At 39.6% G+C, this 13,425-nt stretch carries 19 protein-coding genes and 2 pseudogenes; 15 read left to right on the top strand and 6 right to left on the bottom strand.

All coding sequences use genetic code 11. The features are described from left to right. Window positions 1-86: 86 nt before the first annotated feature. From Q5C82_RS04680 to Q5C82_RS20475, 3 genes and pseudogenes are all read right to left on the bottom strand, one after another. The gene (locus Q5C82_RS04680) at window positions 87-443 is read right to left on the bottom strand and encodes a YoqO family protein (protein WP_003221171.1); all 357 of its coding nucleotides are present in this window, start codon (window positions 441-443) and stop codon (window positions 87-89) included. Window positions 444-676: 233 nt separating this feature from the next. After that, window positions 677-877 (bottom strand): spore coat protein CotC, encoded by a 201-nt coding sequence (locus tag Q5C82_RS04685; protein ID WP_003221173.1) that lies wholly within the window; start codon window positions 875-877, stop codon window positions 677-679. A gap of 214 nt (window positions 878-1,091) precedes the next feature. Continuing rightward, window positions 1,092-1,216: pseudogene (locus Q5C82_RS20475) on the bottom strand (twin-arginine translocase TatA/TatE family subunit). Window positions 1,217-1,482: 266 nt separating this feature from the next. On the opposite strand from Q5C82_RS20475, the gene Q5C82_RS04690 reads away from it, so the two are divergent. Further along, the gene (locus Q5C82_RS04690) at window positions 1,483-1,881 is read left to right on the top strand and encodes a hypothetical protein (protein WP_032727327.1); all 399 of its coding nucleotides are present in this window, start codon (window positions 1,483-1,485) and stop codon (window positions 1,879-1,881) included. A gap of 60 nt (window positions 1,882-1,941) precedes the next feature. Here Q5C82_RS04690 and Q5C82_RS04695 read toward each other — a convergent pair whose 3' ends face one another. Continuing rightward, a complete protein-coding gene (locus tag Q5C82_RS04695) occupies window positions 1,942-2,376 on the bottom strand; it encodes an SRPBCC domain-containing protein (protein ID WP_003221179.1) in 435 nt (144 codons plus the stop codon). 154 nt (window positions 2,377-2,530) lie between these two features. Between Q5C82_RS04695 and Q5C82_RS04700 the strand changes: the two genes are divergently transcribed. The 9 genes and pseudogenes from Q5C82_RS04700 to Q5C82_RS04740 all read left to right on the top strand — a co-directional run bounded on the left by Q5C82_RS04700 (window position 2,531) and on the right by Q5C82_RS04740 (window position 9,297). Beyond that, window positions 2,531-2,791 carry a hypothetical protein gene (locus Q5C82_RS04700; RefSeq protein WP_003221181.1) on the top strand — a complete coding sequence of 87 codons (261 nt, stop codon included), beginning with the start codon at window positions 2,531-2,533 and terminating at the stop codon, window positions 2,789-2,791. Window positions 2,792-2,812: 21 nt separating this feature from the next. Next, window positions 2,813-3,001, top strand: a complete 189-nt coding sequence (locus Q5C82_RS04705) for a hypothetical protein (protein WP_003221183.1) — start codon at window positions 2,813-2,815, stop codon at window positions 2,999-3,001. A gap of 163 nt (window positions 3,002-3,164) precedes the next feature. Then, the gene (chrA, locus tag Q5C82_RS04710) at window positions 3,165-4,361 is read left to right on the top strand and encodes a chromate efflux transporter (protein ID WP_003221185.1); all 1,197 of its coding nucleotides are present in this window, start codon (window positions 3,165-3,167) and stop codon (window positions 4,359-4,361) included. After that, window positions 4,301-4,657, top strand: a pseudogene (locus Q5C82_RS04715) (spore germination protein); the annotation flags it as partial. The gene chrA and the pseudogene Q5C82_RS04715, both read left to right, overlap by 61 nt. Window positions 4,658-4,834: 177 nt before the next feature. Further along, on the top strand, window positions 4,835-5,641 hold the full coding sequence (locus tag Q5C82_RS04720; RefSeq protein ID WP_003221190.1) for a hypothetical protein: 807 nt from the start codon (window positions 4,835-4,837) through the stop codon (window positions 5,639-5,641). A gap of 4 nt (window positions 5,642-5,645) precedes the next feature. Then, window positions 5,646-6,266: a DUF4166 domain-containing protein gene (locus Q5C82_RS04725; protein ID WP_003221192.1), complete on the top strand. Its 621-nt coding sequence runs from the start codon at window positions 5,646-5,648 to the stop codon at window positions 6,264-6,266. Then, the gene (locus Q5C82_RS04730) at window positions 6,260-7,891 is read left to right on the top strand and encodes a YndJ family protein (RefSeq protein WP_003221194.1); all 1,632 of its coding nucleotides are present in this window, start codon (window positions 6,260-6,262) and stop codon (window positions 7,889-7,891) included. Before Q5C82_RS04725 ends, Q5C82_RS04730 begins: the two co-directional genes overlap by 7 nt. A 102-nt stretch (window positions 7,892-7,993) precedes the next feature. Continuing rightward, a complete protein-coding gene (locus Q5C82_RS04735; RefSeq protein ID WP_032727207.1) occupies window positions 7,994-8,308 on the top strand; it encodes a membrane protein in 315 nt (104 codons plus the stop codon). Between the two features lie 230 nt (window positions 8,309-8,538). Beyond that, window positions 8,539-9,297, top strand: a complete 759-nt coding sequence (locus tag Q5C82_RS04740) for a poly-gamma-glutamate hydrolase family protein (protein WP_003221198.1) — start codon at window positions 8,539-8,541, stop codon at window positions 9,295-9,297. A 22-nt stretch (window positions 9,298-9,319) separates the two neighbouring features. On the opposite strand, the gene Q5C82_RS04745 is transcribed toward Q5C82_RS04740, so the two are convergent. Beyond that, on the bottom strand, window positions 9,320-9,772 hold the full coding sequence (locus Q5C82_RS04745) for a YndM family protein (RefSeq protein WP_003221200.1): 453 nt from the start codon (window positions 9,770-9,772) through the stop codon (window positions 9,320-9,322). A gap of 197 nt (window positions 9,773-9,969) precedes the next feature. Here Q5C82_RS04745 and fosB point away from each other — a divergent pair, with 197 nt between their 5' ends. Both fosB and Q5C82_RS04755 read left to right on the top strand, forming a co-directional pair. Further along, entirely contained in the window at window positions 9,970-10,392 is a 423-nt protein-coding gene (fosB, locus tag Q5C82_RS04750) for a metallothiol transferase FosB (RefSeq protein ID WP_003221202.1), read from the top strand. A gap of 75 nt (window positions 10,393-10,467) precedes the next feature. Next, window positions 10,468-10,896 (top strand): hypothetical protein, encoded by a 429-nt coding sequence (locus Q5C82_RS04755; RefSeq protein WP_003221203.1) that lies wholly within the window; start codon window positions 10,468-10,470, stop codon window positions 10,894-10,896. A 389-nt stretch (window positions 10,897-11,285) separates the two neighbouring features. Here the strand turns inward: Q5C82_RS04755 and lexA are convergent, their stop codons facing one another. Then, window positions 11,286-11,903 (bottom strand): transcriptional repressor LexA, encoded by a 618-nt coding sequence (lexA, locus tag Q5C82_RS04760; RefSeq protein WP_003221207.1) that lies wholly within the window; start codon window positions 11,901-11,903, stop codon window positions 11,286-11,288. 149 nt (window positions 11,904-12,052) lie between these two features. Between lexA and yneA the strand changes: the two genes are divergently transcribed. The 3 genes from yneA (at window position 12,053) to Q5C82_RS04775 (ending at window position 13,339) form a co-directional block, all read left to right on the top strand. Continuing rightward, window positions 12,053-12,370 (top strand): cell division suppressor protein YneA, encoded by a 318-nt coding sequence (gene yneA, locus Q5C82_RS04765; RefSeq protein ID WP_079996375.1) that lies wholly within the window; start codon window positions 12,053-12,055, stop codon window positions 12,368-12,370. Between the two features lie 18 nt (window positions 12,371-12,388). Further along, the gene (locus tag Q5C82_RS04770) at window positions 12,389-13,042 is read left to right on the top strand and encodes a recombinase family protein (RefSeq protein ID WP_003221212.1); all 654 of its coding nucleotides are present in this window, start codon (window positions 12,389-12,391) and stop codon (window positions 13,040-13,042) included. A 63-nt stretch (window positions 13,043-13,105) separates the two neighbouring features. Next, window positions 13,106-13,339, top strand: coding sequence for a DUF896 domain-containing protein (locus Q5C82_RS04775; protein WP_003221214.1), 234 nt, complete (start codon window positions 13,106-13,108; stop codon window positions 13,337-13,339). Window positions 13,340-13,425 lie beyond the last annotated feature (86 nt).

The following is a 13,425-nucleotide window of genomic DNA, read 5'->3' on the forward strand; positions in this document are numbered from 1 at the left end:
AATAAGTTTCATGTTGGATGGTTTATGGGGTGAAACTGCTCCTCCAATTTGAAAATTATATACATTTACTAGATGAAAGGATTAGCTTACAAGGGTTTTAACCGATTTGAAATCTTCCTCAAGATAAAAACACAAATGCTTAAAGAAACGATAATCAAAAGAATGACCGCTATTATTTCCCAGCCGGTAAAGAGGGGGTGATCTTTAATAAATGCTTGTCCTTGTAAAATCATAAAAGTACAGATACCGACTAAGAATAGAAAACAAATACTTAGGATCGCCAACGATTTACGTGTATATGTTTTCAATTCCTCTTTAGCATACAGCAAAACGAAAACAAAGCAGCTAACATTGGCAATCGTTTGTATTACATCAAAGTTTTTCATGGCAATTGATATAATTAAACAAAGTAACATGAGATAAAATGCTATGTTTTTAGACAAAGAATCTCTCCTTTTAAGTAATGGCCCTCAAAGAGTTTACAAAAGTTTCTTTAAAACTGCAATAATTGGAGGCAGAACCAATCGCACTTATAAACTAATTAAACTATGTACTAAATATTCACAAGGATTTTAGATTCTGTCATTAAGAAAAACTTCAGTTACAACAGTAGATCAAACAAAAAAACCCGGCATCAGCCGGGGAAAAAGTGAAATCGAGGAGATGTTAATGGAGTTTAGTGATGTTTCTTATGCTTTTTATACTCTACAACATAGTCATAGTCTTTTTTGTCGTGATCATAATATTTTTTATCATAGTCGTAATACTTTTTGTCATAATCACAGTCATAATATTTTTTATCATAGTCGTAATACTTCTTATAATACGTTTTTTTGACCGTATAATACTCTTCTTTATATTTTTTGTAATAACCCATATTTACTCCTCCTTTATTGTTGATACGCTTTATTATATGGCGAATTGATTGTGCGGCTTGGACAGATAAAATCATAGAAGAAAAAAAGGGCTGTCCAAATCATAGAAAAAGAGGCAGATAACACAGAAACAAATCAACATAGATAGCCGATTTTTCATCGGCTTACATTATTGATCTTATATTGTTTGTCTTCTTTGTTTTCTTAATCACTTTTTTATACATCTTTATTCTGTCCGCTGGTCGCTTGTTTACATTCTGATAATGCTTTTCCTGCATAACGGCCAAGCGCGGTTTATCAGGACCAAATACGAAAAAGCCTACAAATAAAATAACGAGTATTTTTTATTTTGAACATTTTAAAAGCCGGCAGCTGGCGTAATGAAATTACAAAGGCTGATTCATAAAACGGCTACAGCCGAATATAATGTCCAATGCCATTTACAAAAAAAGCGGGGAGGTGATCTGGATCAAGTATTGTTGACGCTGGCCGGTATCGGGGGTACAAGGATCATATCGGCCATACGGGAAGGCATAATCAGATTCAAAGAAATGATACGTATAGTACTGTGATTTGCTTTGGTAGAAAGAGAGGAGAGATCTGGATGATGCGATTTACTAAGGTAATTGGATTCCTGTCTATTTTTGGATTCGCTGCGTTTTTTCCATTAACGGCACAAGCAGAACAAGTGGGAACTGCTGGAGCTGGGGAGTGGGATAAGCTGGGGACTTACACATATACTTATTCAAGTCCTACAGTATATTCGAGCGGAGGAGATTTTAGAGTCTGCCTTTCAGGAAGCACTCCTTTTTCTGTCTCGCTGCACTTATATGAGGATGATGCCGGTGACAATCCTGATGATTATGTAGGGGCAAACTATTTTTCACCCGGAGAATGCCACACTTTTAGCAGTATTGGAAAATTTGTAGATGGGAGCAATAACAAGGCTGAGTTCTTTGTTACCGATTACTCTGGTAAATCTAAAACAGTTACGTTTTATGATTGACGAACTCAAACTGGGAAGTATAACCTTTGAAAACAAAGAGAGAGAAACTTCTCTCTTTTGTTATTCTTCGACAGTCTTACGAAGCCGTTCATTTACAATGCCAGTCCAGCCTCCATCCATCTTATCGCGTATGATGGAGCTTTTCTCGTTTGCTTTGCCAATCACTTTATTTGGCTCCTTCCAGCCGCCGTGAATAAGGGTAAACCTCGTCTTTTCTCCCAAGTCTTCTAATTGAAAGGTAACGACCCATCCATCTATATCCCATTCAAATGAAAGTTCAGTGGGAACTTGAACAGTCAAAACTTTACAAGGAGACGGTCCAAACGGTGATTGTAAGGTGAATTCTTGCCCTTCTTTCAGCTGAAAGTCATTGGGCATAAACCACTTGGCGATGCCTTCTGAAGTGGAGACTGTTTCCCAGACTTTCTGAATAGGTGCCTCAAGGATAATGTTTTTCGTAATATCCGGCAATGTATTTTCGCGATTTTGATCCATTTCGTATACCTCTTACATATGATGTTTTTTGGATTAAATCATATAATAACTAATAAGATCATGTCCATAGCTTGCATGATTTATGCTGCAGCCTGTTGATGAACATTGTATCAGTCCCATCCAGTTGGATCTGTTTAAGGGGGAGAGTTCCTGCGTGTACGAGAAAGAAAATACAGTGAGAGAGTGGAAAGTGTATCTTTTCGTCTTTTCATTCATGATGGTTTGTGCAGTTGCAATTGTTATTTTTGAACCGAAAATTCTGTTCAGCCAAATTGTTTTGCGTGGATTTGATGCCTTCATCAGTTTTGTTTTATTAGCCAATGTGCTGTTTTTCTGGAGGAGGAACAAACGTATAGCATATGTTTCAGGAGTTTTAGCTATCATCAATTTGATTATGGTTATATCTCTGGTTTAATCTAAAACAGGAGGTTTTTTTATGCTTGGGAAAATTAAAGCAGCCATTGATAACAGTCCGGGAAAGCCGGCTAGAATTGTAGTCAGTGAAAAAACGTTTCAGCAACTAGAGAAAGAGATGCGTTTTGTTTACGTTTCCAAACCGAAAACGATAATGGGAATACCTGTAGAAGTGTCAGATCAGGAAGATAGCTTCAAGCTGGAATTTTAATCTATTCCACACTGCAAAAAAGGCTCATTTTGAGCCTTTTTATTATAATAAAGTTAAGATTCGTTATCATTTCAAATCAAGCGCTTGCAAACATGGTTCAGTTTTTTATACTTAAGTGGAGTATTTCAGCTTTTTTTAAATGTTGAGAACATGGGAGGGAGCAATGCACAAACATAAGCGTTACAGCTTTAAAACTCTGATAGAAATTTTAATTGTTTCAACAAGACTTGGAGTTACATCATTCGGAGGCCCCATTGCTCATCTGGGCTACTTTTATGAAGAATATATTCGCAAAAGAAAATGGCTGGATGAAAAAAGCTATGCTGATTTGGTTGCGTTGTGCCAGTTCTTGCCTGGGCCGGCGAGCAGTCAAGTTGGAATTGGGATTGGAGTTATGCGTGGCGGGTTACTTGGCGGTATCGTTTCATTTCTCGGCTTTACACTGCCCTCTGTATTGGCACTTATCATATTTGCACTTATGTTAAAAAGTACCGATATAGAGCAAGCCGGCTGGATTCATGGTTTGAAAATCGTAGCGGTTGCAGTTGTTGCACATGCTATAACAGGAATGGCTCAAAAACTGACACCTAATGTTAAGCGAAAAACGATTGCTTTGTTTGCATTGGTTGTTTCACTTTTATGGCAAACTGTGTTTACCCAAGCAGGTATTATAATCATATCAGCAGCGATTGGTTTTCTGCTATTTAAAGAGTCTATCGACAAAAAAGAATCAGCATTTCATTTCCCTATTTCTAAGACATTCGGAACAGTGTGTCTTTCATTATTCTTCGGATTGCTTGTTCTTCTGCCTGTTCTGCGAGAAACTGCGGATTTGCGCTGGCTTTCTATGTTTGACAGTTTTTATAGGGCAGGTTCCTTGGTTTTTGGCGGGGGACATGTTGTATTGCCGTTACTGGAACAGGAATTTGTACCAGCTGGAATGATCAGCAAAGAAGCATTTTTAGCAGGATATGGTGCAGCACAAGCTGTGCCGGGGCCTTTATTTACATTTGCCGCCTATCTAGGTGCAGTCATGGGCGGCTGGCAGGGCGGAATGTTAGCTGCTATTGCCATTTTCCTGCCTGCGTTTTTGCTGATTTTAGGTGCGTTGCCCTATTGGGATGTTTTGCGGAGGAATCCTAACCTAAAGGGAGCTCTTGCAGGAGTAAATGCAGCGGTAGTCGGAATTTTAATTTCAGCTTTTTATTTTCCGATTTGGACAAGTGCGATTTTGAATCCGATTGATTTTGCGTTTGCGGCTTTATTGTTTAGTATGCTTGCTTATTGGAAGCTGCCTCCTTGGGTGATTGTAGTCACCGGTGTAATTGGCGGCTTTCTTCTGAACCTTCTTTACATTTGACTTCTTTAAAGCATGATGAAGACGTTCATCATGCTTTTTTAGGGATTGAGATAGATCATTTGCCGGAATCAGGTTACGTTGAGAAGCTAATTGAGGATAATTATTTGAGTCCATTCCCGCTAGTACAGAGTACAGAACGGCCTGACCGCGTCATAAGCGGATTAATGGAAGGCAGGGTAGCCATTCTGCTTGACGGCAAGCCGTTTGTTTTGCTTGTTCCAGTCACTTTCAGCATGGTGCTTCAATCGCCTGAAGATTATGATGAACGGTGGTTCCCGAGCTCGCTCATCAGATTATGGAACGGTTAAAACACAGTGATGAATCAAATAGATGCTTAAAAAGAAGAGAAGGCAAATATCTCTTCTTTTTCTATGTGTTTTTAGGGTTAATATACTTTTTTTGGAGGAAATGGATTTTTCGGATGGTCAATATGCTAATATAGGAATTGCTTCAAATTGAAGGGAGGAGGGGCTGTGAAACAGAAACCGATTTATGTAGAAATCGAAATGAGATCTGATCTGGATAAGCTTTGGGCATATACACAAAACCCATCGCTGCATAAGGAATGGGACCTCCGGTTTTCAAATATCACGTATTTGCATAGGCAGCCATACGAAAAGCAGAAGTTTCTTTACGAAACAAGGATAGGCTTTGGATTAAAGGTATCGGGTACAGGAGAAACAGTCGGTGTTTTCGACAAATGTTCATCTGAAAGAGTTTCCTCACTGGCTTTTGGATCTGATCATCCGTTATCTCTGATTCAGCATGGCAGCGGGTACTGGAAGTATATACAGCGGGACAACGGGAAATTGACGTTTTTAACACAGTATCAATACAAAACAGCCTACGGGCTGCCGGGAAGATGGATCGATCGTTTATTATTTCGGCCGCTTCTTGGCTGGGCGACTGCATGGAGCTTCGATGTTTTAAGACTTTGGATTGAGCAAAATAAGCATCCGAAATACTTCATTCGATCTGCTATCGTCTATGTGTTAATGTGTCTGTTTTTCAGTCTGTTTTGGATGTTTCAAGGTTTTACAGGTATTGAAACAAACATTTTGGCAGGAACAGCGGAGATAGGATTGGGTATTTTGTGGCTGATTCCATTAAAGAGAAAATGGATCATTCATGTTGTCCAGGCTTGTCTCTTTGCAGGATTCGCTATTCTAGGTTCCGAGATAGTATTGTGGATTCCGTTGAGTGTGTTTTCTGCGGCAAGCGGCATTCTTAGTCTGCAGCTTCCTAGTGCCCGGCACACAAAACGAAAGAGAAAGAAGTGACATTGTGAGTTCGATTTATGAAAAAACGATCAAGAACTATCATTTGCTGCACCCCAAGCTGCAAAAACGATATCAATTAGATGAATCTCATACATTCAGCGGGACAGGAACGATGTCCGAAATAAGCGGAGGTTCTTTTCTGGTTAGAATGCTGTTAAAGCTGGGTGTTTTTTTCAGGTGCTTTTTTTCAGAAAGAGGCAAAGACATTCCTTTTACGATACAAAATAGAGCTTGTCTTTTGAATCGGGAACATACCGGGATAGAATGGAATCGTACATTTTTCTTTAAAGGCAAAAACCGTTACTTTGACGCGATTATGGTATACGACGAAAAAGAAGATAGAATACTTGATTTTTTCGGCAAACCTCATCTTTTGCTGTCTGTTTTAGCGTTCGAGGCATCTGCTGACGGCTCTCTCACGATTACATCGGGAAAGCAATGGCTATTGATATGCGGAAAAAGAATAGCGCTCCCAAAATGGCTGACCGGTACATCCGTTGTTTGCGAAACGTTTGACGAAAGCAAGAATTGCTTCACCATTCAAGTGCATGTCCAAAATACAATACTCGGCACTCTTTTCTTTTATAATGGAATGTTTCAGGAAGAAGAGAGAGAATCATGTTAAAACGAAATGGCATGATCAGTGCGCTTTGCTTTATAGGATTTCTTGCAGCGGAAGCACCCCATATCTCAGTGGCAGAGGCACTTGTTTTGGTATCCATTCTTTTTTTCGTGCCGGGAATACTTCCTTTTGTCTTTCGTCAATCGCAGCTTCGGGCTGCTCAATCTCTAGAATCTGGGTTAATGAAATGCTATCCGGCAGCCGCTTTTTTTGCGGTACTGGCTCTTGTGACAGACATCGGAGGGTTCGCGCTGATCTGGTGGATATACACAGTTTTTATTGCGCTGTATGTGGTCCTTCGCCTCTGGGAAACAAAGATACATAGAATCGAAGAGACATCAGTTTTGTTCGGGCTTATCTATTTGGCGGGAGGAGGTTTTTGGTTTTTTGCTTATGCTGCACATTTGCAGATGATGCAATTTGGCCCTCTCATCATTTTGCTGACTGCTGTCCACTTTCATTATTCAGCTTTTCTGATCCCGATCTTTAACGGCTTGCTCGGGAGGATCACCAGGAAAAATCGGATGTTGTACAGTTGGATAACATGGGTGATATTGTTTTCACCCCTTCTGATCGCGCTTGGTATCACATATTCAAAAACACTTGATGTCATTGCGGTTGGCATCTATATGGCGGCACTTTATCTGCACGCATTTTTGGTGTTCACCACAGCTTTTCGCAGCAAGACGGGGAAATTTCTTATTCGGCTTTCTTCTGCCGTTCTAATGATAACGATCTCTTTCTCGATGATTTATTCATTTGGTGTATTTCGGCAAGACGTTACACTGACCATTAATCAGATGATTTGGATTCACGGTTTTGTTAACGCGTTTTTTGTTATATTGCCTGCCCTCATAGGATGGAGAATAGAAGATCCGAAGCCTTTTGATGCAGACAGCGTAAAGACATTCAGCCGTATCTACGGAAAAAGAAGGATTGGAACAGACTTTTTAGCTCACATTCAAGCTGAAAATAACGTTCAGTACAGAGGGCTCGTGGATGATATGGGAAGCCTTCGGTCAAAAGATTTTTCACCCGAAAAACTGGCACCGGTCATTCTTTCGTTTTATGAACAAACCATTGATTATGATATAAAAGCAAAAGTGACGTGGAGCACGTGGTTTCGGCCGCTTGCAATGGTTTACGAATGGTTCAGCAGAAGAACTGGCCAAATACATCTCTCGACGAACCCTGACTGGTATAGGATGTACAGCACGATAAAGGGTGTTCATTCGAAAAGTGACGGGAGAAAAAAAGTGCGTGCCTGGATCAGAACAAATGAAAAAAACGAAACCATTTTTACCGCTCTATATTCAGTGTATCGTTCAAATGGAGAAGGGTATATGAACATTTCTCTACCGCTTCCATTCAGCAGTATGACAGGCATTTTAAAACCTTATCATCATCATGAGAAGCTGGTTTTGACAAGCAGGCGGAGAAAAAGCGGAGCCGGGGATGAGGGGATTTATCTGCAAACAAGAGCGGGAACTTGTCCGCTGCCTTTATCTGAAACCTTTCTGATAGAAGCTATGCAGGACAACAAATTAACCGCTGTTCATCACATGTGGCTGTTTGGAATAAAATTTCTAACTGTACATTACATCATTACATATTGTCCGTCCAAATGAAAGAACCTAACACAAAGAAGAGGATTCGTCAGCCAGTTGCTTAGTGAGCAGATCAGCGACATTGCAATTCTGCGCCGCATCTAGATGGGAAAGGAAGGTTTAATGATGTTTTATATCAGTTGTTTTCTGATTCTTTGGCTGACTGCGGGATTTACAGTGGGAATGAAACAAGTGTATGTCGATCAGCTGTTTGATAAAGACATAACCGAAAGACTGGAAAAAGAAGCGGGTGATCATACGCACGCTGACCGGATGATCAAACAGCGTGCCCTTTACATTGCAACAGTGACATTAAGCGGGTTTATCGCTGTTTATGATGAAGTGAAAACAATCCCGCAAAGGCGAAAAATAAGAAAAATTGAAAAAAACATCATGAAACTGAATAAAGAAAAGAAACAAAGAATGAAACGAAAATAAAAATGCACAGGCCAAAGGGCAGGTGCGTTTTTTTGTTTGATATGGGAATTGAGAAAAAGGCAGTTGGTGCCAATTTACTTTTATAAATTCAGAAATGGGAAGAACAGCGCCCGGGCTAATGGTATATAATATTGTGAATTTAACAAAAATTTAACAAGGAGGACGAGAAATTCGTGCTAAAGCCTCAAAGAAACCGACATCCTGTTGATTTGGACTTAGAGGCGGAGTAGATGAAACCGGCCAAAGTATCCCTGCTCCGCCGTTTGCTCCATTCCTTGAAGCATGTTGATTGTAACATAGCCAAACGTTTTCCATCAACTCTTAAAATTGTAAAAATATTGTTTATTTTTATGGTATTTACTCCGATTTCTTCAATATATGCTGAAGATGTATATCAGAATTTTGAGGAATTAAAAAACAATGAAGATCCTTCTGATTACGGCATTGTTACGAAAGAAACCGGCAGCCCTCTTCTTGTTTTAGCCATTCACGGAGGAGGTATTGAAGGCGGGACAAGTGAAATAGCGAGAGAGCTCAGCAAAGAGTACTCGTTGTATTTATTTGAAGGCTTAAAATCGTCAGGAAACTCAGTGCTGCATCTTACGAGCACGCATTTTGATGAGCCTCGGGCCCTGAAAATGACGGGAAGTCATGAATATGTCATTTCATTGCACGGATATGCAGAAGAAGATCAGCAGATCGAAGTCGGCGGTACAGATCGCGTAAGAGCGGCAGATTTAGTTGAAAAACTGCAAAATGCCGGTTTTCCTGCTGTATTGCTCGGTATGGATCATCCGCATGCAGGCGTAAGTCCGAATAACATCGCAAATAAATCAAAAACAGGTTTGAGTATCCAGTTAGAAATGAGCACAGGTTTTAGAAAATCTTTGTTCGGCGTTTTTTCTTTAAAAAGCAGATCTGTTACTCAAAATGAGAGGTTTTATGATTTTACAGAAGTGATGTCCCGTTTTATCAATAATAGCTACTGAAAAATAGGAGGCGCTAAGCCTCCTATTCCTCATGCTTCTCATTCGTAACGTCAGGAAACAGCTCATCTGCGGCTTCTGTTTGATACTGTAGAGTGTTATCCCTGGCTGACAGTTCATTTCGGAAGGTTTCATCCAGCACATTTTTTAGCAGATACCGATGAAAAAAGTATTCAAAAACAGTAAGACAGGCAGCGGAAAGTAGAGCAGCTGCAAACGGTGGGAAATCATTTCTTGTTTGGGTTAAAACAAAGACCCAAAGAATAACGAATGAAAGCCCAAAGTCAGCTAATGAAGCTGTAATATTGTTTGTGCGGGGAAGGACGAGCATGTCACCGGATAGATAGGAAACAAAACCTAGGAAAAGTGCAATAAACATCACACTTAAAAAGGGCGCGTGATAGACTCTGTCCAAAATCACATATAAAAGGGCGAGAGTGAAAGCAACCTTTGAAGCAAGAGCAATGATATGTTTCATTTGACCACCTAAATTGTTATTTTTGAAGAAAACCCTTAGCTGTAAACAAATTATCAAAAACATAAGTAATTCAATTCGACAGTCATTATTGTAAACAATCCGATGTTGTTTACACTGGTATTTTTTGCTGACTGCATGAAACTTTTTTGGGAAAAAGTCGTACATATGGATGATCAGCTTTCAAGGGGGAATGATTTGTGAAGATAAAAGGAATCAATCACTTATTATTTTCAGTTTCTCATCTGTATACATCAATTGATTTTTATCAAAAAGTGTTTGATGCCAAGCTTCTGGTTAAGGGAAAAACAACAGCATATTTTGATTTAAATGGCATCTGGCTTGCGCTTAATGAAGAACCTGGCATTCCGAGAAATGACATTATGGCGTCTTACACCCATATTGCATTTACTATTGAAGATCATGAGTTTGAGGAAATGTCAGCAAGATTAAAAAGGCTTCATGTCAATATTCTGCCTGGCAGAGAACGAGATGAACGCGATCGAAAATCAATTTATTTTACCGATCCAGACGGTCACAAATTTGAATTTCATACAGGAACCCTTCAAGACAGGCTTCGTTATTATAAACAGGATAAAACACATATGGATTTTTATGATTGAACGACCTCTTGATATTACACAGAACATATACATAAATCTTATGTAAGGTTAAAATATGGTAAAGGAGGGATGTGATTGAAAATAAAAATCTTAGGCTTAACAGCAGTTTTGATGTGTTTTTTTGGCAATGCCAGTCCCCATGCGTCAGCTTTAGATTTTGATCACAAAACAGACTTTATTTTAAATGACAGCACAAAATCGTTTGTTCTGGAAAATATCAGTGATGTTCCGGCGATCGACTATATTTTAGGCTATCAGTTTACGATCTTGGGAGCCAATACTTGTTCAGTTGAGATTAAACTTCAGCGAATGAGGCTTACGGGAGAATATACCACACTGAGCACGAAGCAATTCAGCGGCAGCTGGTTTGATTTTAGTGCTCAGGATAAGGTTTCTATCGATCCATTTCACCGATACCGTATATTTGCAGAAGAACACTCAGAAAACTGCACAAGTGTTCGGGTAAAGGGCAGTTATGGTATACAGTATTTACATTTTGATTGAAGCTCACGTTGATCAAGAAAAGTGAGCTGTTTTTTTAGAAATGTTGAACCAACTATACTGTGTACTAAATTTTCATTAAATTTCAATTGCCGCGCTCCTTAAATAACATGAAGCTGCATCATTCCACGACCTAAGAAAATGAAACATTTTTAAGGAGATAACGTCTAATGTGTTAAACGGACAATATTTTTATAAAAGTTTCCTGAAGGAAAGAAAATTTCTTGACTTCAACAATTGTTTGGTGGATAATTATGGTGTAAACATGATGTTCTTTTTCCTCCTATTCAGGCTCGCACCCAAAAGTCAGGGCGAGCCTGCTTTTTTGTACAATAAACCCCCTCTCCGTAAAGGAAGAGGGGGTTATTTCATGCATTTGATAGATCAATAGGTTAATGGACGGTTCTGAACACGCCAATCACTTTCCCTAGAATGCTGACATTCTGCAAGATGATAGGTTCCATCGTTGGGTTTTCAGGCTGTAAGCGAATGTGAGTATCCTCTTTATAGAAACGTTTTACCGTAGCTTCATCATCTTCTGTCATCGCAACTACAATTTCCCCGTTGTTCGCTATATTTTGCTGTTTAACGATGACATAATCCTTATCGAGAATACCAGCATCAATCATACTGTCTCCCATTATCTCCAGCATAAATACATGCTCGTCCGGAGGAACCATACGGTCAGGAAGCGGAAAATATTCTTCAATATTTTCTACTGCTGTAATAGGAGATCCCGCCGTGACTTTCCCGATGACCGGTACATTAACGACCTGACTTTGCGGAATGTCTACTTCTTCATCAAGTATTTCTATTGCTCTAGGTTTTGTCGGATCCCGTCTGATCAGCCCTTTTGTTTCCAAACGGGCCAAATGGCCGTGGACAGTTGAACTGGACGCAAGCCCAACAGCCTCTCCGATTTCTCTCACGGAAGGCGGATATCCTTTTGATTTAACCTCTGCTTTAATAAAACGGAGGATATCAAGTTGCCTTTTTGATAGCTTCGTCATTTTTCGCACCTCAAAACGTCGATTTTAAGAAGATTATAGCATGATTTTCCTTACAGTACAAACATAGGTTCGAAAAAACAATTGACAGAAACGTTTGTTCGTATATACTGAAATTATAAAAAAGCGAACAAACATTCCTGTTGGAGGTTATGGTCATGAGTAAAGAATCTATTATTTTTGTCGGTCTATTCTCAGTGATTTTGAGCGCGGTTATCCTTTTGCTGTCATATACAAGCAGCGGTCAGGAGCTTAATCAGTATGCTAAAATAAAAGTCCAGCAAGGCGACACACTTTGGTCAATTGCTGATCAGGTAGCAGATACAAAAAAGATAAACAAAAACGATTTTATTGAATGGGTAGCTGATAAAAATCATCTGCAGACGTCTGATATCCAGCCGGGAGATGAGTTGGTGATTCCATTGAAAAAGAAGCATCAGGATGCATATGAATTGGCAACTGTAAGATAGAGAGGAAAGATAGAAAAAATGAAAGCACTCATATATGCCCGCGTAAGCACAAATAAAGAACAGCAGGAAACATCATTAAAGCGGCAGATGGAGGAGCTAACGGCCATTGCAGCCGAGAACGGCATGGAAGTCGTCAAAGTAATTTCTGAAAAAGCCAGCGGATATGAAATTGATCGGGACGGTGTATTTGAGCTGCTTGATGAGATCAAGAATTCGGGAATCGATGTTATTTTGGTTCAGGATGAGACTAGGCTCGGCCGGGGAAATGCAAAAATCGCCCTGCTCCATTGTATCTACAGAGAAGGTGTGCAAGTCTATACAACGGCTCACAGAGGTGAACTGGAGTTATCGGAGGCTGACTCGATGGTGCTGGAGATCGTCAGCATAGTGGAAGAGTATCAGCGAAAAATTCACAACATGAAAATCAAGCGGGGAATGAAGCGTGCAGTAAAAAACGGTTTTAAACCGCAAAAAAACCTGAAAAACCAACATGAAAACAGCGGAAAAGAAAGAATAGAGGTCCCAATCTCAGAGATCGTCCGCCTAAGAGCGAATAAACTGACGTTCGCAGAAATTGCGGCAACGCTAAGAGGGTTTGGCTATGATGTGTCTAAAGCGACCGTCCACCGGCGGTATCAGGAATACATAGAGAATGATGAGACAGCCGAGTGAATCAGTTGTAAAACTCTTTTTGATCTAGTACTATATAGACAAAATGCAATAAAGGAGTTTAACATGATTTCAAACGCTAAAATTGCCAGAATTAATGAACTTGCTGCTAAAGCCAAAGCTGGCGTTATGACAGAAGAGGAAAAAGCCGAACAGCAAAGGCTCCGTCAAGAGTACTTGAAAGGTTTTCGCTCTTCTATGAAAAACACGTTAAAAAGTGTGAAAATCATTGACCCAGAAGGCAATGATGTAACACCAGAAAAGCTAAAAAAAGAACAAAGAAATAACAAACTTCACTAATATGAGAGGAATACGGAAATATCGTATTCCTCTTTTGCATATACTATGAGCAAAACTCTTATGTGACAAAATTCAACAAGTTTCTC

The sequence above is a fragment of the uncultured Bacillus sp. genome (assembly GCF_958411575.1).
Lineage (GTDB): Bacteria > Bacillota > Bacilli > Bacillales > Bacillaceae > Bacillus > Bacillus spizizenii.